The 19,343-nt window shown below is 61.0% G+C and carries 17 protein-coding genes; 8 read left to right on the top strand and 9 right to left on the bottom strand.

Annotated features, from left to right (window positions below):
* The first annotated feature begins 32 nt into the window (after positions 1–32).
* Positions 33–1,364, top strand: coding sequence for an NAD(P)/FAD-dependent oxidoreductase (locus ACSQ3J_RS24865; protein ID WP_060503082.1), 1,332 nt, complete (start codon positions 33–35; stop codon positions 1,362–1,364).
* 86 nt (positions 1,365–1,450) lie between these two features.
* Here ACSQ3J_RS24865 and purU read toward each other — a convergent pair whose 3' ends face one another.
* From purU to ACSQ3J_RS24830, 7 genes are all read right to left on the bottom strand, one after another.
* The gene (gene purU, locus ACSQ3J_RS24860) at positions 1,451–2,335 is read right to left on the bottom strand and encodes a formyltetrahydrofolate deformylase (protein WP_436040550.1); all 885 of its coding nucleotides are present in this window, start codon (positions 2,333–2,335) and stop codon (positions 1,451–1,453) included.
* Positions 2,336–2,496: 161 nt separating this feature from the next.
* A complete protein-coding gene (gene glnT, locus ACSQ3J_RS24855; protein ID WP_436040549.1) occupies positions 2,497–3,804 on the bottom strand; it encodes a type III glutamate--ammonia ligase in 1,308 nt (435 codons plus the stop codon).
* A 91-nt stretch (positions 3,805–3,895) separates the two neighbouring features.
* Positions 3,896–5,224 carry an FMN-binding glutamate synthase family protein gene (locus tag ACSQ3J_RS24850; RefSeq protein WP_060503084.1) on the bottom strand — a complete coding sequence of 443 codons (1,329 nt, stop codon included), beginning with the start codon at positions 5,222–5,224 and terminating at the stop codon, positions 3,896–3,898.
* A gap of 15 nt (positions 5,225–5,239) precedes the next feature.
* A complete protein-coding gene (locus ACSQ3J_RS24845) occupies positions 5,240–5,926 on the bottom strand; it encodes a GXGXG domain-containing protein (protein ID WP_060503163.1) in 687 nt (228 codons plus the stop codon).
* 38 nt (positions 5,927–5,964) lie between these two features.
* The gene (locus tag ACSQ3J_RS24840) at positions 5,965–6,870 is read right to left on the bottom strand and encodes a class II glutamine amidotransferase (RefSeq protein ID WP_060503085.1); all 906 of its coding nucleotides are present in this window, start codon (positions 6,868–6,870) and stop codon (positions 5,965–5,967) included.
* 112 nt (positions 6,871–6,982) lie between these two features.
* Positions 6,983–7,678, bottom strand: coding sequence for a helix-turn-helix domain-containing protein (locus ACSQ3J_RS24835; RefSeq protein ID WP_060503086.1), 696 nt, complete (start codon positions 7,676–7,678; stop codon positions 6,983–6,985).
* Between the two features lie 75 nt (positions 7,679–7,753).
* Entirely contained in the window at positions 7,754–8,731 is a 978-nt protein-coding gene (locus tag ACSQ3J_RS24830) for a GlxA family transcriptional regulator (protein ID WP_060503087.1), read from the bottom strand.
* Between the two features lie 90 nt (positions 8,732–8,821).
* Between ACSQ3J_RS24830 and ACSQ3J_RS24825 the strand changes: the two genes are divergently transcribed.
* The 5 genes from ACSQ3J_RS24825 (at position 8,822) to ACSQ3J_RS24805 (ending at position 14,164) form a co-directional block, all read left to right on the top strand.
* Positions 8,822–10,072, top strand: coding sequence for a sarcosine oxidase subunit beta family protein (locus ACSQ3J_RS24825; protein WP_060503164.1), 1,251 nt, complete (start codon positions 8,822–8,824; stop codon positions 10,070–10,072).
* A gap of 9 nt (positions 10,073–10,081) precedes the next feature.
* Positions 10,082–10,354, top strand: a complete 273-nt coding sequence (locus ACSQ3J_RS24820) for a sarcosine oxidase subunit delta (protein WP_060503088.1) — start codon at positions 10,082–10,084, stop codon at positions 10,352–10,354.
* Complete coding sequence (locus ACSQ3J_RS24815) at positions 10,351–13,305, top strand: sarcosine oxidase subunit alpha family protein (RefSeq protein ID WP_060503089.1); 2,955 nt, start codon at positions 10,351–10,353, stop codon at positions 13,303–13,305. Before ACSQ3J_RS24820 ends, ACSQ3J_RS24815 begins: the two co-directional genes overlap by 4 nt.
* Positions 13,298–13,870, top strand: coding sequence for a sarcosine oxidase subunit gamma family protein (locus ACSQ3J_RS24810; protein WP_060503090.1), 573 nt, complete (start codon positions 13,298–13,300; stop codon positions 13,868–13,870). The genes ACSQ3J_RS24815 and ACSQ3J_RS24810 overlap by 8 nt, the downstream gene beginning before the upstream one ends.
* A 153-nt stretch (positions 13,871–14,023) precedes the next feature.
* A complete protein-coding gene (locus ACSQ3J_RS24805) occupies positions 14,024–14,164 on the top strand; it encodes a hypothetical protein (protein WP_164491962.1) in 141 nt (46 codons plus the stop codon).
* A gap of 45 nt (positions 14,165–14,209) precedes the next feature.
* On the opposite strand, the gene hutC is transcribed toward ACSQ3J_RS24805, so the two are convergent.
* Together hutC and ACSQ3J_RS24795 are read right to left on the bottom strand one after the other, a co-directional pair.
* Positions 14,210–14,971, bottom strand: coding sequence for a histidine utilization repressor (gene hutC, locus ACSQ3J_RS24800; protein WP_244481989.1), 762 nt, complete (start codon positions 14,969–14,971; stop codon positions 14,210–14,212).
* A gap of 97 nt (positions 14,972–15,068) precedes the next feature.
* Positions 15,069–16,409: a formimidoylglutamate deiminase gene (locus tag ACSQ3J_RS24795; protein ID WP_060503091.1), complete on the bottom strand. Its 1,341-nt coding sequence runs from the start codon at positions 16,407–16,409 to the stop codon at positions 15,069–15,071.
* Between the two features lie 100 nt (positions 16,410–16,509).
* Here ACSQ3J_RS24795 and hutI point away from each other — a divergent pair, with 100 nt between their 5' ends.
* Positions 16,510–17,760, top strand: a complete 1,251-nt coding sequence (gene hutI / locus ACSQ3J_RS24790; protein WP_060503092.1) for an imidazolonepropionase — start codon at positions 16,510–16,512, stop codon at positions 17,758–17,760.
* A 47-nt stretch (positions 17,761–17,807) separates the two neighbouring features.
* Complete coding sequence (gene hutH / locus ACSQ3J_RS24785) at positions 17,808–19,343, top strand: histidine ammonia-lyase (protein ID WP_060503093.1); 1,536 nt, start codon at positions 17,808–17,810, stop codon at positions 19,341–19,343.

Raw genomic sequence — 19,343 nt, 5'->3', positions numbered from 1 at the left:
ATAACTTCCTTCGACGCACGGAACCTTCGCCCATGCCCGGCCCCATTCTCGATCGCAGTGAAACCGACCACGCCCTGCCAAAGAAAGCAGACGTCATCATCATCGGCGGCGGCATTATCGGGGTCAGCACGGCGCTATTCCTGGCCGAACGCGGCGTCGATGTCGTGCTGTGCGAAAAGGGCGTACTCGGGGGCGAACAGTCGAGCCGCAACTGGGGCTGGGTCCGTGTCATGGGCCGCGACCGGCGTGAAATTCCGCTGGCGATTGAGGCCCTGAAAATCTGGGATGGGCTGGATGCGCGCGTTGGCGGCAACACCGGATTTCACCGTTCGGGGATTGTCTATATCTCCGAGACCGAGACGGATGTCGCCAATCGCGACGCCTGGTTGAAACTGGCGCAAGCGCACGGCCTCGACACGCGCCAGATCGGCCCCGACGAAACGGCTGCCGTGATGCTGGGCGCCGGGCAACGGTACAAAGGCGCGCTCTACACGCCAAGCGATGGCCGCGCCGAACCGCAAAAGGCGGTACCTGCGATTGCGGCGGGCGCGCGCCGGGCCGGTGCCCGTATCCTGACCAGCTGCGCCGTGCGCGGCATCGAGAAAAGTGCTGGCCGCATCAGCGCCGTCATCACAGAGAAGGGCCGCATCGAAACCTCCGCCGCCGTGCTTGCCGGCGGTGCATGGTCACGGCTGTTCTGCAAGGGACTTGGCATCCGGCTGCCGCAACTGAAAGTGCGCAACTCGGTATTGCGCACCAGCGCAGTCAACCGTGGACCGGACGGCGCGGGCGCAACCGCGTCGTATGCCTATCGCAAACGCCTCGACGGTGGCTACACCATCGCCAACGGCGGTATCAACATGCATGCGCTGGTGCCGGACAGTTTTGCCTTATTCCGGGATTTCCAGCCTGCCAGAAAAGCCGAAGGGGACGCAGTACAACTCGGCCTGAGCGCACAGAGCTGGAATGAACTGTTCGAAATTTCCGCCGTCCCGCTCGACCGGCCCGGCGCATTCGAACATCACCGGATTCTCGATCCGAAACCGGATGGCAAGGCCGCCTTGCGCGCGCTGCAAGCCGCCACGGAAGCGCTGCCGGTGCTGCGCGATGCGAGGGTGGAGCAGATCTGGGCTGGCCTGATCGATGTGACGCCGGACGCCGTGCCGATCATCTCGACATTGGAAGCCATCCCGGGACTGACAATCGCGACAGGATTTTCAGGCCACGGCTTCGGCATCGGCCCAGGCGCCGGCCATCTCTCCGCCGACCTCGTCATGGGCACCACGCCGATCGTTGATCCCGCGCCGTTCCGATTCAGCCGCTTTTCAGATGGCTCCCCGCTTGAGATTGCGCCGCCCGTTTGAGTTGCACGGCACATCCCCAGATGTGAAACATCCCCGGACGCATAGGGCGTCCGGGGATGCGAAGAACGACGGCAAGCTGGCTAAGATCACCCCATGCGCTCGGAGGCATAGGATCCCGGGCTTGCCGGGAAGACGACAGTGCGGTTGCCGTTGATGAAGGTACGGTGGTGGATATGGGCGTGCACGGCGCGCGCCAGAACCTGGCTCTCGACATCGCGGCCGATCGAGACATAGTCCTCGGCCGACTGCGCATGGGTGATGCGGGCGATGTCCTGCTCGATGATCGGGCCTTCGTCGAGATCGGCGGTGACGTAATGCGCCGTCGCACCAATCAGCTTCACGCCGCGCTCATAGGCTTGCTTGTAGGGGTTGGCGCCCTTGAAGGACGGCAGGAACGAATGGTGGATGTTGATGATCTGCCCCGACATCTTCTGGCAGATGGCATCCGACAGGATCTGCATGTAGCGGGCAAGCACGATCAACTCGGTGCCGGTCTGCTCGACCACGTCCATCATCCGGGCTTCCGCCTGCGCCTTGTTGGCCTTGGTCACCGGGATATGATGGAACGGGATGTCGTGATTGACGACTACCTTCTGGTAATCGAAATGGTTGGAGACCACACCGACGATGTCGATCGGCAAAGCGCCGATCTTCCAGCGGTAGAGCAGATCGTTGAGGCAATGGCCGAAACGCGACACCATCAAAAGCACCTTCATCCGGTGCTCGGAATCACGGATATCGGCGTCCATGCCAAACCGGGTCTTCACCGCCTCGAACCCGGCCTTCAGCTTCTCAAGTGCAGCACCTTCCTGGCTGATGAAAGTCAGCCGCATGAAGAACAGGCCGGTTTCCATGTCGTCGAACTGCGAACTGTCGGTGATGTAACAGCCTTCGTCGGCCAGATAGCCGGTAATCGCCGCGACAATGCCACGGGTGGATTTGCACGATACGGTCAGAACGTAGCTCTTCATCGGTCTCAGTCTCTCGGTTTGGGTCTTGGCTGGCCCTCCCGGCCCAGCATCGTGGAACGGAAGCTAGCGCGGCGCTGGCCTGCCCGTCCATCCGTTTCGCGACATCGGATAGCAGGAACAGGCCATGCCGTCTCTTCTGATCTTGGAACTTGGCCTGAGGCTCAGATATCGAGCGTCGTCTGCCGCTCCCAATCGGTGAAATGCGAGGCGTAGGCATTCCACTCCTGATGCTTGAGCTTCAGGTAGGCGCTGGAGAAACTCTTGCCAAGCGCCGCCTTCAGCTCCTCGTCCTTGTCGTATTCCCTGAGTGCATCGAGCAGGTTCAGTGGCAGGAGCGGTGCGCCGGTAACGGTGTGGCCTTCCTTGTACATGTCGATGTCCCAATGACGGCCCGGATCGGCATTCTTCCGGATACCGTTCAAGCCCGCTGCGATGATGATCGCCTGCAGAAGATACGGGTTGACCGCGCCATCCGGCAGACGCAATTCGAACCGGCCGGGACCGGGAACGCGGACCATGTGCGTGCGGTTGTTGCCGGTCCATGTCACCGTATTCGGCGCCCAGGTGGCACCGGAAATCGTGCGCGGCGCGTTGATACGCTTGTAGGAGTTGACGGTCGGATTGGTCACTGCAGCAAGTGCCGACGCGTGCTTCATGATACCACCGAGGAAAGTCCTTCCCTGGGCGGACAGACCGAACGGCATTTCCTTGTCGGCAAAGGCATTGGTCTTGCCGTCCAGATCCCAGACGGAGATATGGGCGTGGCAGCCGTTGCCGGTCAGCCCCTTGAAGGGCTTTGGCATGAAGGTGGCGCGAAGGCCGTGTTTTTCGGCGATCGTCTTGACCATGAACTTGAAGAACGAATGCTTGTCGGCAGTCTGCAGAGCATCGTCATATTCCCAGTTCATTTCAAACTGGCCGTTCGCATCCTCATGGTCGTTCTGGTAGGGCTTCCAGCCAAGTTCGAGCATGTAGTCGCAGATTTCGGCGATCACGTCATAGCGGCGCATGATAGCCTGCTGGTCGTAGCAGGGCTTTTCGGCATTATCGAACTCGTCGGAAATCTTGTCGCCATCCGGTGAGATCAGGAAGAATTCCGGCTCGACGCCGGTCTTGACGCGAAGGCCCTCCTTGGCCGCTTCAGCGATCAGGCGTTTCAGCATGACGCGCGGTGCCTGGTCCACCGGCTGGTCTTCCATGACGCAATCGGCGGCGACCCAGGCCACATCCTTCTTCCAGGGGAGCTGGATGACCGAGGACGGATCGGGAAGCGCAAACAGGTCTGGGTGGGCGGGCGTAAGGTCGAGCCAGGTGGCAAACCCGGCAAAACCCGCACCATTCTTCTGCATGTCGGCAATCGCCTCGGCCGGGACGAGCTTCGCCCGCTGGCCACCGAACAGGTCGGTATAACTGATCATGAAATATTTGATGCCACGGTCTTTGGCAAAGCTGGCAAGATCGAGTGTCACTGCGTTCCCCTTTGGATTATTCAGACACTTTTTCGTAAAAAGGCCGCTGCCTGACTTTTAAGATCGGGCAACGGCCGAAGGTATGTTTGGGTCAGAAGCCTCCCTTGCCTGGGATCCAGCTGGTACCGGCCAACGGCACCTGCGCCATGGCCGATGCCTCGAGCGTCAGTGCGACAAGATCCTCCGGCTCCAGATTGTGCAGATGGTTCTTGCCGCAGGCCCGCGCGATCGTCTGGGCCTCCAGCGTCATCACCTTGAGGTAATTGGCGAGACGGCGCCCGGCCGCGACCGGATCGAGGCGCTTGGAAAGCTCCGGGTCCTGCGTCGTGATGCCGGCGGGATCCTTGCCTTCGTGCCAGTCGTCATAGGCACCGGCCGTCGTTCCGAGCTTCTGATATTCCGCTTCCCAGTGTGGATCATTATCGCCGATGGCAACGAGTGCAGCCGTACCGATCGCGACCGCGTCAGCGCCGAGCGCCAGGGCTTTGGCGACGTCTGCGCCGGAACGGATACCGCCCGAGACGATCAGTTGAACCTTGCGGTGCATGCCGAGATCCTGAAGCGCCTGAACGGCCGGGCGGATGCAGGCAAGGATTGGCATGCCGACATTCTCGATGAACACGTCCTGCGTAGCCGCCGTGCCGCCCTGCATGCCATCGAGCACGACGACGTCGGCACCGGCCTTCACCGCAAGAGCAGTATCGTAATAAGGACGCGCACCACCGACCTTCACATAGATCGGCTTTTCCCAATCGGTGATTTCGCGCAGTTCCATGATCTTGATTTCGAGATCGTCCGGGCCGGTCCAGTCCGGATGACGGCAGGCCGAACGCTGGTCAATGCCCTTGGGCAGGTTGCGCATATTGGCGACACGATCGGAAATCTTCTGGCCGAGCAGCATGCCGCCACCGCCGGGCTTGGCGCCCTGGCCGACAACGATCTCGATCGCATCGGCACGGCGCAGGTCCTTCGGGTTCATACCATAGCGCGATGGCAGATACTGGTAGACCAGCGTCTGTGAATGGCCACGCTCCTCGTCGGTCATGCCACCGTCACCAGTGGTCGTCGATGTTCCGGCGATCGTCGCCCCACGGCCAAGCGCTTCCTTGGCATTGCCCGAAAGCGCCCCGAAGCTCATGCCGGCAATGGTGATCGGGGTTTTCAGGACGATCGGCTTCTTGGCATGACGCGCACCGAGCACGACGGACGTGTCGCATTTCTCGCGGTAACCTTCGAGCGGATAGCGAGAGATCGAAGCACCAAGGAACAGGAGGTCGTCGAAATGCGGAACCTTGCGCTTGGTCCCGGCGCCACGAATATCATAAATGCCCGTGGCTGCCGCGCGGCGGATTTCCGCGAGTGTGTAATCGTCGAAAGTCGCTGACTTGCGCGGCGGGGTATAGGGGTTGTGATAGCTCATGTAGGGTTCCCTGCCTTAGTACGCGTCAGCGTTATCGATGTTGAAATTGTAGAGCGTACGGGCGGAGCCATAGCGCTTGAACTCCTGCGGCTTGACGTCGGTAATGCCTGCCTTGTCCAGCAGCTCAGCAAGCTTCTCGATATGCTCGGGGCGCAGCTCCTTCTGAATGCAGTCGGCGCCAAGGCTCTTGACCTCACCGCGCACGAACAGCTTGGCCTCATAGAGCGAATCTCCCAGCGCATCACCCGCATTGCCGAGCACCACCAGATGACCGGACTGGCCCATGAACGCCGACATATGGCCGATATTGCCCTGGACGACGATATCGATGCCCTTCATCGAGATACCGCAGCGCGATGCTGCATTGCCCTTGATGACCAGCAGACCGCCGCGGCCTGTCGCCCCGGCATACTGGCTGGCATCGCCTTCGATGACAACCGTGCCCGACATCATGTTCTCAGCAACACCCGGGCCTGCTGAACCGTGAACAGTGACAGAACCGCCGTCGTTCATGCCGGCACAATAGTAACCAACGCTACCTCGAACCTCGACCGTCACCGGCTGATCGATGCCGACTGCGACGGCATGGCTGCCGCGCGGGTTGACGACTTCGAAGTTCGTATCATTAGTGCCGGGGGCAATCGCATGCAGGGCGCTGTTCAGGTCGCGCAACGGCATTTTGGCAAGGTCGAATACGCGCATCGTTTCCAGACTTTCTCGTTTAACGCTGAGGTCCATGTTTACGCCGCCTTCTCATGATCCCAGAAGTAAACGGTGGCGGGTTCCGGCTCCCAGACACGGGCGTCTTCAATACCCGGCAGGTTGACGAGCGCCCGATATTCGGAACCGAAAGCAATGTACTGGTCGGTTTCCGCCATCACGGCCGGTTTGCAGGCGATCGGGTCGCGCACCACGCCGAAGCCGGACTTGGTGCCGACAACGAAGGTGAAGAACCCGTCGAGGTCATCAAGCGCACTGGTCAGCGCCTGCCCCAGATCCTTGCCCTTGGCCATTTCCGCCGTCAGGTAGGCCGCAGCGACTTCCGTGTCGTTCTGGGTCTCGAAGGTCATGCCTTCGCGCACCAGCTCGCGGCGCAGGTTGTTGTGATTGGAAAGCGAACCGTTATGCACCAGGCACTGATCGGCGCCGGTCGAAAACGGATGCGCGCCGAGCGTGGTCACAGCCGATTCCGTTGCCATGCGGGTGTGGCCGATCCCGTGCGTGCCGCCCATCTGGCGAATGCCGAAGCGGGAAACGACGTCCTTCGGCAGGCCAACTTCCTTGTAGATCTCGACGCTGTCGCCCGAGCCCATGACACGGATACCGGTCCGTTCCTGGGAAAGCAGATCGCGCACGGCCGAAGCCTTGTCTGCGTCGGTTTCGATGACCGCATGGGTGCTTTTCAGCTCTACCGATACACTTGAATCGACAGGCTTCAGCAGCGCCTCGAGACCGGCGAAATCCTGCTTCGGGTCCGATGATTGAACAGTGATTTTGGCCCGGCCCTTGGAGGGCGATCCGTAAATGGCGATGCCCGCGCTATCCGGTCCGCGGTCGGTCATGGTGACCAGCATATCGGACAGCATGGCACCCAATTGCGGCTCCAGACTCTTGTCCTTCAAAAACAATCCGACAATTCCGCACATGGGGACAATCCTTCGTTTCGTTGATGAAAAGATGGATATCAGCTGCCGTTTTAAATTTCAACTGAGAAGAAAGTTATTTTCTTATCAGGCAATATTTTTGAGTATGAAAGGCTTAGATATTGCTGCGCGTCTGCGGATAGGAAATGATCGACAGATAGCGGATCGGCAACTTCACCAGCTCCTCCGGCCCGTGGCGGGCGTCGGCGTCGAAAAACAAGCTATCGCCGGGCTGCATGGTAAAAAGCCGGTCGCCATGGCGATAGACCACTTCACCGACCAGCATGTAGAGAAACTCCATGCCTTCATGCTGGAAAGCCGGGAACGTATCGGAATCTGCCGTCAGCGTGATCAGATAGGGCTCGACCACTACGCCGGCTGTGTTGTTGTCGATATGACCGAGCAGATTGTACTGATGCCCCGCCCGCGTACCCCGGCGCTCCAGTTCGACACCTTCGCCGGCCTTGACGAACACCGCGTTGCGCGGTTCCTCATAACGGCGGAAGAAAGCGGTGACCGGGACGCCAAGCGCCCGCGAAAGAGATTGCAGCGTAGTCAGCGACGGCGAGATATTGCCATTCTCGATCTTCGACAGCATGCCAAGCGAAATGCCGGTGGCGGTCGCAAGGTCGGTCACGGTGATGCCGAGTTTCTTGCGGAAAGCGCGAACCTCGTGGCCGATCGCGATTTCGAGGTTGTTTTCCTTCGGCTCACGCAGCGCGTGCGGATCCTGCAGAAAAGCAGCCTTCAGAGCCGGATGCTCGTCGTCTGTGATCCGGCCAATATCGGTGACTGGCTGCTTTTTCGCCATGCGGTTTCGCCCCCTGCTTGCAAGTCAATCAATCTATCCTGAGAGTGAAATTTTCTCAACCCGGAAGAATATCGCTCAACGGACTGCGGTACCACTAATTTGCCTCTGGGATCGCGGTGGCTCGCCGAACGCGGCGCGGTAGCTGCGGGAAAAATGACCGGCGCTGGAAAATCCGGTCGCAAAAGCGATTTCCGAGATCGAAAGCGGGCTCTGTTGCAGCAGGCGGCGGGCATGATCGAGCCGTAGCTTGCGGTATTCCAGAAGAAAGGACGATCCCATCTGGCTCGAGAACAACCGGTCAAGATGACGCGGCGACAGGCCCGCCAAAGCCGCCATGGTCTGGCGATCGAGCGGGGCCTCGATTGTCGCTTCCATCTTTTCAAGCACTGCGAGCAAACCCGGGTGATTGACACGGTAGCGCTCTGCCAGCGATGCCCGCTGCGGCGCGCCGGAGCTTTCCACGTGGGTGTGCAGATACCAGTCGCTGACCCGGCGGGCGAAATCCGATCCCATGCGCTCCGCGATGAGTGCATGCATCATGTCGAGCGGCGCTACGCCGCCGCCGCAGGTGATACGGTTGCCGTCAAGCACATACCGCGCCTGACGTGGCGCAAGCGCCGGAAAGGCCTCCATCAATGCGGGGGCATGCTCCCAGTGGATCGTAAAATCCCGATCCTCCAGCAAGCCGGCTTCTGCCATCAGGTATGGACCGCCGGAAATCCCGCCGATGCGCACGCCGTCGCGGGCAAGCTGGCGCAGGCAGGCCAGCACCGGTGGCACATCCCAGTCAACCGGTGTACCGCCCGCGCAGACAAAGACAGTATGGAAACCCGAACCCCGTGACGGCAGGAGCGTTGCAGGAACCGGAATGCCCGATGAGGTCATGCCGGCGCTGCCTTCAGCAACATGCGCCGAAAGCGCATAAATATCCCGGCCGGCCAAAAGGTTTGCGGCACGCAGCGGCTCGACCGCCGAGGCATAGGACATCAGGGCAAATCCCGGAACGAGGATAAAGCCGACCTTTTGAACGTTTTTCAGGTCATCTGGTGCCATGTCCGAATTATGACTGAAAACGTCTCTTTACTGCAAGTACCCAAATGCAATCCTGTCATGATCGGCGCGGTTCACCGGGATTCATTTGCCATGCGCTACTCTGCCTTTTCCGTTTTTCTGAATGCCCTGCGCGGCAACAAAGGCTGGAGGCCAGCATGGCGCAGTCCGGTTCCGAAGAACCATTATGACGTTGTTATCATCGGCGGTGGCGGACATGGCCTTGCGACGGCCTATTACCTCGCCAAGGAGTTCGGCGTCACCAATGTGGCCGTGCTGGAAAAAGGCTATATCGGCTCCGGCAATGTCGGCCGCAACACCACGATCATCCGCTCCAACTATCTGCTGCAGGGCAACAACCCGTTTTACGAACTGTCGATGAAGCTCTGGGAGGGGCTGGAGCAGGATTTCAATTTCAACGCCATGGTCTCGCAGCGCGGCGTGCTGAACCTTTATCATTCCGACGCCCAGCGCGATGCCTATACGCGGCGCGGTAATGCGATGCGGCTGCACGGCGTCGATGCCGACCTGCTCGATCGAAACGCCGTGCGCCAGATGCTGCCCTTCCTCGATTTCGACAATGCCCGCTTCCCGATCCAGGGTGCCTTGATGCAGAAGCGCGGCGGCACCGTGCGCCATGACGCCGTTGCCTGGGGCTATGCCCGTGGCGCTGATATGCGCGGCGTCGATATTATCCAGAATTGCGAAGTCACCGGCATCCGCCGCGAAAACGGCCGCGTCGTGGGCGTCGAGACCAGTCAGGGCTTTATCGGTTGCGGCAAGCTGGCGTTGGCTGCCGCCGGCAACTCCACCACCGTCGCTGATATGGTCGACATGAAGCTACCGATCGAAAGCCACGTGCTGCAGGCCTTCGTCTCGGAAGGGCTGAAGCCCTTTATCGACAATGTCGTCACCTTCGGTGCGGGGCATTTCTACGTCTCCCAGTCTGACAAAGGCGGCCTGGTCTTCGGTGGCGATATCGATGGCTACAATTCCTATGCCCAGCGCGGCAATCTCGCGACAGTGGAACATGTCGCCGAAGCCGGTGTTGCGATGATCCCGGCCCTGTCGCGTGTCCGGGTTCTGCGCTCCTGGGGTGGCGTGATGGACATGAGCATGGACGGCTCGCCGATCATCGACCGCACGCATATCGACAATCTCTATCTGAACGCCGGCTGGTGTTACGGCGGCTTTAAGGCCACGCCCGCCTCCGGCTTCTGCTACGCCCATCTGATCGCCAGGAACGAGCCGCATGAAACAGGACGCGCCTTCCGGCTCGACCGGTTCGCACGCGGCCGGATGATCGATGAAAAGGGCGTCGGCTCGCAACCCAATCTGCATTGAGGACTTCACATGGCCAGCCTGATCGCCTGCCCCCATTGCGGGCCGCGCCCCAAGGAAGAATTCACCGTCAAGGGTGACGCCGCAATCGTCCGCCCGGCACCCGATGCCGGCGAGGATGCCTGGTATGCCTATGTCTACCTGCGCGACAATCCGCGCGGCCGTCACAAGGAATATTGGCATCACACCTCCGGCTGCCGCCGCTGGCTTGTGGTCGAGCGCGATACGATGACCCACATTGTCTATGCCATTACCGATGCCAGTGCTCCGGGAGAGACCGCATGAGTTCCTATCGTCTCCCCAAAGGCGGCCGCATCGACCGCGCCAAGCCACTCGATTTCACCTTCGACGGCAAACCGATGCAGGGTTTTGCTGGTGACACGCTGGCCTCGGCGTTGCTGGCCAATGGCCGCCAGCTCGTTGGCCGCAGCTTCAAGTATCACCGTCCACGCGGTATCCTGACCGCGGGTGCCGCCGAGCCGAATGCCCTGGTGACGATCGGCGAAGGCGGACGCACCGAAGCCAATACCCGCGCCACGCTCGTCGAGCTCTATCGCGGCCTGACGGCGAAAAGCCAGAACCGCTGGCCTTCGGTCGATTTCGATCTTGGCGCCGTCAACAGCCTGCTCTCGCCCTTCCTCGGTGCCGGGTTCTATTACAAGACCTTCATGTGGCCGGCAGCGTTCTGGGAAAAGGTCTATGAGCCGATCATCCGCAAGGCCGCGGGCCTTGGCCGCGCCACCTATCAGCCCGATCCCGACACCTACGAAAAATGCTGGGCGCATTGCGACCTGCTGGTCATTGGCGCCGGCCCTGCGGGGTTGGCCGCTGCGCTGACGGCTGGCCGCGCCGGTGCCCGCGTCATCCTTGCCGACGAAGGTTTTGAGCCGGGCGGTTCGCTGCTTTCCGAAACGGCGCCGGTCGGCGGAAAATCTGCGACCGATCTGCTGACAAAGACGCTTGCCGAACTGGCGGACCTGCCCAATGTCCGTATTTTCTCCCGCACGACCGTGTTTGGCTGGTACGATGGCAATGTCTTCGGCGCCGTCGAAAGCGTGCAGAAAAACACGGCCACGGTGGACCCGAACCGGCCAGTCGAGCGCATCTGGCGTATCGCCGCCAGAGAGGCAATCCTCGCCTCCGGCGCTGAAGAACGGCCGCTAGTATTCGGCGGCAACGATATTCCCGGCGTCATGATGGCGGGCGCTATGCGCTCCTATCTCAATCGCCAAGCCATCGCACCCGGAAAAAGCACGGTCCTCTTTACCAACGATGCCTCCGGTTACGCGACCGCTGCCGATCTGGAAGCGGCCGGCCTCGATGTCGCGGCCATTGTCGATAGCCGCCCGGATGCGGCACGCACCTGGTCCGGCAAGGCACGTATTCTCGCAGGCACTGTGGTCGATGCCAATGGCGGCAAGAACCTCAAGGACGTGACCGTCCTCAACAACGGCCGGACCGAAACCATCGAGGCAGACGCGCTCGGCATGTCCGGCGGCTGGAGCCCCATCATCCATCTTGCCTGCCATCGCGGTGCAAAGCCGGTCTGGTCGGATGCCAAAGCCGCATTTCTTGCACCGGAGAAGCAGGAGGGCCTGACCATCGCCGGGGCCGCCGCAGGCATCGGCAGTGTCGAAGCCTGCCTTGCAGACGGCGCCGGTAAAGCGGTGTCTGTCCTGCAGACACTCGGCTTCTCGAATGCAACGGCCGCTTTCGCCGCGGCAGCCGACACGGCAACCATTTCGAAACCGCTCTGGCGCATCCACGGATCGAAGGGCAAGGCATTCGTCGATTACCAGAACGACGTCCACCTCAAGGATCTCGGCCTGGCCGTCAACGAAGGCTATGGCCATGTCGAGCTTGCCAAGCGCTACACCACCAACGGCATGGCGACCGATCAGGGCAAGCTGTCGAACATCAACGCCATCGGCATTCTCGCCGAAGCGCGCAAGGTATCGCCCGCCGATGTCGGCACGACGACCTTCCGCCCTTTCTATACGCCGCTCTCCTTCGGTGCGCTGACCGGCGCTTCCAAGGGCAAGCACTTCCAGCCGGTGCGCAAATCGCCACTGCACGATTGGGCCAAAAAGAACGGCGCGGTCTTCGTCGAAACCGGCCTCTGGTATCGCTCCTCCTGGTTCCCGAAATCAGGCGAAACGACTTGGCGCGAGAGCGTCGATCGCGAAGTGCTGAATGTTCGTAAGAATGCGGGCATCTGCGATGTCTCGACCCTCGGCAAAATCGAAATCTTCGGCAAGGACGCAGCAGAATTCCTCAATCGGGTCTATTGCAACGCTTTCCTTAAGCTGCCGGTCAGCAAGGCGCGTTACGGCCTGATGTTGCGCGAGGATGGCATGATCTACGACGACGGCACGACCAGCCGGCTGAGCGAAACCCATTTCTTCATGACGACGACCACGGCCTATGCGGCCGGAGTCATGAACCATCTGGAATTCTGCGCCCAGGCGCTATGGCCCGATCTCGACGTCCAGTTCTCGTCTTCGACCGATCAATGGGCGCAGATTGCCGTTGCCGGGCCAAAGTCTCGCCTGATCCTGCAGACACTGGTGGATGAGGATATTTCCGATGCAGCCTTCCCATTCCTAGGCGCCAAGGAGGTGTCACTCTGCGGCGGCAAGCTGACCGGCCGCCTGTTCCGCATTTCCTTCTCCGGCGAACTGGCCTACGAACTGGCGGTTCCTGCCGGCTATGGCGAAGCGGTCGCCGATGCCATCATGGAAGCAGGCGCGCCGCACGGCATCTGCCCCTATGGGGTCGAGGCACTCGGCGTCATGCGCATAGAGAAGGGCCATGTCACCCATTCCGAAATCAACGGCACCGTCATTCCCTCCGATCTCGGCTTTGCCAAGATGGTCTCCACAACCAAGCCGGACTTCATCGGCAAGGCGATGCTGTCACGCGAAGGCATGACCGCGGATGACCGGCTCTCGCTCGTCGGCGTCAAGCCGCTCGATCCGGCGACAACCTTCAAGACGGGCTCCCATATCCTGTCGGACGGCGCCGTTCCGTCGCTCGACAACGATCAGGGTTATGTTTCCTCCAGCTGCTACTCGCCGAATCTTGGCTCGACCATCGGCCTGGCTCTGGTCAAACATGGCCCCACGCGTCACGGCGAACATGTCACCGTCTGGAACGACCTCAAAAACGAATACACCAAGGCCGTGCTGTGCAGCCCGGTTTTCTTTGATCCGGAAAACGGAAAGCTCCATGGCTGATTTTGCGCTCCTCCATCGCCCTGCCCTCGCCAACGCCAAGTCCGGCTCGTTTGGCGCACCATCCTCCAACGGGCGGATTACGATGACAGCCTTGCCGGAAGGACATGTTCTGCATGTTCTGGCCACGCGCGGCAGCGGTGATCTGACAGGGCTCATTCCCCGGATTGGCGACGGCAGCACGTATGCCGTGCGCCCGTATGGTCCTGGACAATGGTTCGTCATCGGTGACGCGCCTCTTTCGGCGGCGGAGATTTTCGGCAAGACACCGGTCCTGGATGGCAAGGCGTCCATTTCCGATCAAGGCCACGGTCGCGTCCGGATCGGCATCAGTGGCACGCCGGTGGAGGCGGTGCTTGCCAAGGGAACAGCGGTCGATCTCGCCGTGTCGAATTTCCCGGTTGGCCATTCGGCAATGACCCTGATCGGTCATATTTCGGCACTCATTTCCCGGACGGGACCGGAAAGCTTCGAGCTTCTTGTGCTGCGCGGCTTCGCCGAAAGCCTCTGGGATGAACTCATCGAGATGGGCCTTGAATTCGGCGTGGATGCAAAAACGGCACGTTAGAGCAACTGTCTCGTAAAGCAGCACTTTCCGTCCAATTTTCCGATTGTCTCAGCGCAAAGCATCGTCCATGCTTGTCGTGTTCGTGAAGTGAGACGCAGGCGGCCTGCCGTGCATTCCATTCGCGGATTTTGATTTTTGCAGGAGGATAGCGCCATGGCCAAAGGACAAGTAAAAAGCAACAAGGAAGTCAGGAAGCCGAAGAAGGACAAGGTTGCAGCCAAGGCAGCCACCCCTTTCGCCGCAACGACATCCAAGGAAGTACCCAAGCTCTCTGGCGCAAAGCCGAAGAAGTAAGGATGATTGATAAGGGCGGCGCTGGCGATCTGGCGCCGCCCTTTTCTATTTCGGCTGCGATGGCGTAAAGTTGGCAATCAGCGCGTGGCGTTCGCCCGGATAGATGAGGCGTACGTGGGTGACATAGGAGCCGTTGCTCCATGTCCGCCGCTCGACCGTCAAACACGGTGTTCCACTGGGGATTGCCAAGGCCGCCGCAATCGTCTCATCGGCCGCGATGGCCCGGATCGTATGTTCGGCCGCACTCCAGGGGACACGGTTCAGGAGCCACGGCCCCGGAGCTTCAACCTCAAAGCTCTCCGCCGCCGCATCCGGTACCGCCGTCAGATTGATCAGGCGCTGCTCGAAGCAAAATGGCCTCGCGCCTCCGAAATGCGTACAGTTTATCTCCAGAATCGAAGCCGTGGCATCGAGGTCGAGCCTGTTTTTATCGTCAGCCGTGCTGCGGCGCCGGGTCTTGCTCAGCAACCGGTAGTCATAGGCTAGCCCAAGCGACTGGACCTCCAGCTTGATGTCGCGAATTTCCAATACGGCCGATTGCGCCCGTGGCTGGGTGACATAACTCCCCGACTTACGCCGCCGCTCGATCAAGCCGGTCTTTGCCAGCTGCGTCAGCGCCTTGTTCACGGTCATCCGCGAACATTTGTATTGCTCGGCCAGATCCACTTCGAACGGAATGCGGAAGCCCGGCTGCCATTCACCCGAGAGAATGCGATCCTCGATATCGCCGAGGATACGCTGATGCAGAGACAGGTCGCCTGCACTTTCGGCAAGCGGCCCATCAACAGCCTGATCGATATCCTGCAATTTCACCAAGGTCTCACCTTCCGCACATCCGGTTCGGTACTAGCAGAAACTGTGTATCGCCGCTTGCCTGGAAAGACGTGGTAGCGAACCCCGCCGCTCAGGCCAACAGTTCACGCATGGCGGCACGGAATTTCGCCGATATTTCATCCCGCTTGTGGTGACGCCCGCCTTCGACCTGCTTCCGGCCTGCCACCCAGACAGTTTCAGGTTTCGTGCCGTTGGCAAACAGCCAGGAATCCAGAGCCGCATCCTCCGTGAGATCGCCATCCGGCGCCCGCAGGCTGACGAAATCCGCGGCATTGCCGGTAGCGATCCCGGCCTTCCCGGCCAGCGCAATCCCACCACCGTCGACACCACCATCAAACAAGGCACGGCCGGTCGACTGGCCGGGGGCCGCCAGAACATTGCGGGAGCGATGCGCCAGACGCTGCGAATATTCCAGCTGGCGCAGTTCGTCCGGCAGGCCGATCAGCACGTTTGAATCCGAACCGATGCCGAATTTGCCGCCCGCCTCACCGAACACGACCGCATTGAAGGTGCCGTCGCCGAGATTGGCCTCCGTGATCGGGCAAAGGCCGGCAATCGCCTTGCTCTTAGCCATCCGGCGGGTCTCGTCGTCGGTCATGTGAGTGGCATGGATCAGGCACCAGCGGCCATCGAGCCCGGCATTGTCGAGCAACCATTCGACCGGCCGCGCACCGGACCATGCGATGCAGTCCTCGACTTCCTTGACCTGTTCAGCCACGTGAATATGGATCGGACCATCTTTCGCCATCGCCACAACGGCCGAAAGCTCATCTGGCGTCACGGCCCGCAGCGAATGCGGCGCGACACCGACCCGGCCATCCGGCAATCCCTTGACGGCGGAACGGCAGCCATCGAGCAACCGCTCGAAGCTCTCGACCGTATTGATGAACCGGCGCTGACCTTCATTCGGTGCTGCGCCGCCAAAGGTCGAATGGGCATAGAAAACCGGAAGCAGCGTGAGGCCAATTCCTGTCCATGAGGCCGCCGCAGCGATCCGTTGCGCCATTTCGGAAATGTCGGCATAGGCATGCCCATCGATATCATGATGCAGATAATGGAACTCGCCGACGCGCGAGAAGCCCGCTTCCAGCATTTCCATATAGAGCTGACTGGCAACCGCTTCAGCATGATCCGGCGTCATCGTCAGCGCAAACCGGTACATGACATTGCGCCAGCTCCAGAAGCTGTCGGCGCCGGGGCCACGAGTTTCAGCGAGGCCCGCCATGCCGCGCTGGAAAGCGTGGCTGTGCAGGTTCGGCATGCCGGGTACCAGGATATCGTGCCGCTCATCACCCGTTCGCACCGCGGTGTCCGCCTCGATCGTAGCAATCTGGCCGCCCTCGATCGTCAGCCGTACATCCTTCTGCCATCCCGACGGCGTCAAAGCCGATTTCGCATGAATGCTGGCCAAGGCCTCATCCCTTCCTGACTGCGTTGTTCAAAAAAAACCACTTGCGCTCATTTTCTTTATGTCTATACATAATGACACGAAAAGGAAAGGCTAGAAAACGATGTCTTCCATAAAATCGCCGCCAGACAGCCCCCGGCCAACCACCTGTGATCGCCTCTGGCGAAACGCACGGCTTGCGACGCTCAACCCTTCCTTGCCGGGCCTTGGCCTTGTCGAAGACGGCGTCATTGCGGTTCAGGACGGCCGCATCCTTTTTGCCGGCAACGCGGCAGAACTGCCTTTCCCGATCGAAAACGCCGCCGAGATCATCGATTGTGGCGGCCGCTGGATTACACCGGGCCTGATCGACTGCCACACACATCTGGTTCACGCCGGTGACCGCGCCAACGAATTCGAGATGCGGCTTGCAGGCGCAACCTATGAAGAAGTCGCCCGTGCCGGTGGCGGCATCGTGTCCTCGGTCCGGTCGCTACGTAAAGCGAGCGAAGATGAGCTTGTCGCCCAGTCGCTTCCCCGTCTCGACGCCTTGATGGCTGAAGGTGTGACCACCGTCGAAATCAAATCCGGCTACGGTCTCGATCTCGAAAACGAAGCCAAGGCGCTACGCGCCGCGCGCCGTCTTGGTGAAGAACGCGACGTGGCTGTTCGCACCACCTTTCTTGGTGCACATGCGTTGCCGCCGGAATTCAAGGGCGACAAGGCCGGTTACGTGGCCAAGGTCGTTGGCGAAATGCTGCCGGCCATTGCAGCCGAGGGTCTGGCCGATGCGGTCGATGGCTTCTGCGAAGGCATCGCCTTCTCGACCGATGAGATGCGGCTGGTCTTCGATGCAGCCAAGGCCCACGGCCTGCCGGTCAAGCTGCACGCCGATCAGCTCTCCAACCTGCATGGCGCAGCACTTGCGGCCGAGTATGGTGCGCTGTCGGCCGATCATCTTGAATACACCGATGAAGCTGGCGCAGAGGCGATGGCAAAAAGCGGCACCGTCGCTGTCATTCTGCCCGGCGCGTACTACTTTATCCGCGAAACCAAGAAGCCGCCAATTGATCTTTTCCGCAAAGCGGGCGTCGCCATGGCAATCGCCACCGATAACAATCCCGGCACCTCGCCGCTGACCTCGCTGCTTTTGACGATGAACATGGCGGCAACATTGTTTGGCATGACAGTCACCGAGTGCATCGCCGGCGTGACCCGCGAAGCAGCAAGAGCGCTCGGCCTCGTCGACGAAGTGGGGACGCTGGAACCCGGAAAATGGGCCGATTTTGCCATCTGGAATATCGAGCGACCGGCCGAACTCGTCTATCGCATGGGCTTCAACCCGCTGCATGCGCGCGTCCGCAACGGACATTGATTTTAAAGCACGCGGTTGGGAGACCCGTGCATTGGTGAGGACTGCACATGACCCTTATTCTGCAACCGGGCTCCGTCCCGCTTTCGACCCTCGAAACCATCTACTGGACCGGCGAACCCGCCCGTCTCGATCCATCCTTCGACAAGGGCATCGAGAAGGCCGCCGCCCGCATCGCCGAGATCGCCGCTGGCAACGCGCCGGTCTACGGTATCAATACCGGCTTCGGTAAACTCGCATCGATCAAGATCGATGCCGCCGATGTCGCCACCCTGCAGCGCAATCTGATCCTGTCGCATTGCTGCGGTGTCGGTCAGCCGCTGGCTGAAAACGTCGTCCGCCTGATTATGGCGCTGAAGCTCGTTTCGCTCGGCCGCGGCGCGTCTGGCGTCCGGCTCGAACTCGTCCGGCTGATCGAAGGCATGCTCGAAAAGGGCGTCATCCCGGTCATCCCGGAAAAGGGCTCCGTCGGCGCTTCCGGCGATCTGGCGCCACTCGCCCATATGGCAGCGGTGATGATGGGCGAAGGCGAAGCCTTCTTCAACGGCGAACAACTGGACGGCCGCACCGCGCTTGAGCGTGCCGGCCTGACGCCGGTCGTCCTTGCCGCCAAGGAAGGTCTGGCGCTGATCAACGGCACCCAGACGTCGACAGCACTGGCGCTCGCCGGCCTGTTCCGCGCCCATCGCGCCGCCCAGTCCGCTTTGATCACCGGTGCACTTTCCACCGACGCCGCCATGGGCTCGTCGGCACCGTTCCATCCGGATATCCATACGCTGCGCGGCCACAAAGGCCAGATCGACGCCGCTGCGGCCCTGCGCGGCCTGCTCAAGGGCTCGGTCATCCGCGAAAGCCATATCGAAGGCGATGAGCGCGTACAGGATCCCTATTGCATCCGCTGCCAGCCGCAGGTCGACGGCGCTTGCCTTGATCTCCTGCGCTCGGTTGCCCGCACGCTCGAAATCGAAGCCAACGCCGTCACCGACAATCCGCTGGTACTCTCGGACAATTCCGTCGTTTCCGGCGGCAACTTCCATGCCGAGCCGGTCGCCTTCGCCGCCGACCAGATCGCCCTTGCCATCTGCGAAATCGGCGCCATTTCGCAGCGCCGCATCGCCCTTCTGGTCGATCCCGCCCTCTCCTACGGCCTGCCGGCGTTCCTCGCCAAGAAGCCAGGCCTCAATTCCGGCCTGATGATTGCCGAAGTCACCTCGGCAGCCCTGATGTCTGAAAACAAGCAGATGTCGCATCCGGCCTCGGTCGATTCGACGCCGACCTCGGCCAACCAGGAAGACCATGTCTCCATGGCCTGCCACGGTGCCCGCCGCCTGCTACAAATGACCGACAACCTTTTCGCCATCATCGGCATCGAGGCACTGACCGCCGCACAGGGCATCGACTTCCGTGCCCCCCTCGTCACCAGCCCGGAACTGACCGACGCCATCGGGGCAATCCGCAAGGTTGTCCCGACGCTGGACGTCGATCGCTACATGGCAACCGACCTCAAGGCAGCCAGCGACCTCATTGCCACGGGCGCACTGAACGCCGCGGTATCTACCGGCATTCTTCCGGTTCTGGGGGCCTGA

This window comes from Rhizobium sp. LjRoot98 (assembly GCF_964252935.1).
Classification (GTDB): Bacteria; Pseudomonadota; Alphaproteobacteria; order Rhizobiales; family Rhizobiaceae; genus Pararhizobium.
The sequence above is the reverse complement of the archived record's forward strand: the minus strand, read 5'-3'. Positions and strand labels throughout refer to the sequence as shown.

Excerpts from the sequence above, each read along its gene's own strand:
- ACSQ3J_RS24865 (WP_060503082.1), top strand. The coding sequence starts at position 33 with ATGCCCGGCCCCATTCTCGATCGCAGTGAAACCGACCACGCCCTGCCA.
- purU (WP_436040550.1), bottom strand. The coding sequence starts at position 2,335 with ATGAAGAGCTACGTTCTGACCGTATCGTGCAAATCCACCCGTGGCATT.
- ACSQ3J_RS24850 (WP_060503084.1), bottom strand. The coding sequence starts at position 5,224 with ATGAGCTATCACAACCCCTATACCCCGCCGCGCAAGTCAGCGACTTTC.
- ACSQ3J_RS24845 (WP_060503163.1), bottom strand. The coding sequence starts at position 5,926 with ATGCGCGTATTCGACCTTGCCAAAATGCCGTTGCGCGACCTGAACAGC.
- ACSQ3J_RS24840 (WP_060503085.1), bottom strand. The coding sequence starts at position 6,870 with ATGTGCGGAATTGTCGGATTGTTTTTGAAGGACAAGAGTCTGGAGCCG.
- ACSQ3J_RS24835 (WP_060503086.1), bottom strand. The coding sequence starts at position 7,678 with ATGGCGAAAAAGCAGCCAGTCACCGATATTGGCCGGATCACAGACGAC.
- ACSQ3J_RS24830 (WP_060503087.1), bottom strand. The coding sequence starts at position 8,731 with ATGGCACCAGATGACCTGAAAAACGTTCAAAAGGTCGGCTTTATCCTC.
- ACSQ3J_RS24825 (WP_060503164.1), top strand. The coding sequence starts at position 8,822 with ATGCGCTACTCTGCCTTTTCCGTTTTTCTGAATGCCCTGCGCGGCAAC.
- ACSQ3J_RS24820 (WP_060503088.1), top strand. The coding sequence starts at position 10,082 with ATGGCCAGCCTGATCGCCTGCCCCCATTGCGGGCCGCGCCCCAAGGAA.
- ACSQ3J_RS24815 (WP_060503089.1), top strand. The coding sequence starts at position 10,351 with ATGAGTTCCTATCGTCTCCCCAAAGGCGGCCGCATCGACCGCGCCAAG.
- ACSQ3J_RS24810 (WP_060503090.1), top strand. The coding sequence starts at position 13,298 with ATGGCTGATTTTGCGCTCCTCCATCGCCCTGCCCTCGCCAACGCCAAG.
- ACSQ3J_RS24805 (WP_164491962.1), top strand. The coding sequence starts at position 14,024 with ATGGCCAAAGGACAAGTAAAAAGCAACAAGGAAGTCAGGAAGCCGAAG.
- hutI (WP_060503092.1), top strand. The coding sequence starts at position 16,510 with ATGTCTTCCATAAAATCGCCGCCAGACAGCCCCCGGCCAACCACCTGT.
- hutH (WP_060503093.1), top strand. The coding sequence starts at position 17,808 with ATGACCCTTATTCTGCAACCGGGCTCCGTCCCGCTTTCGACCCTCGAA.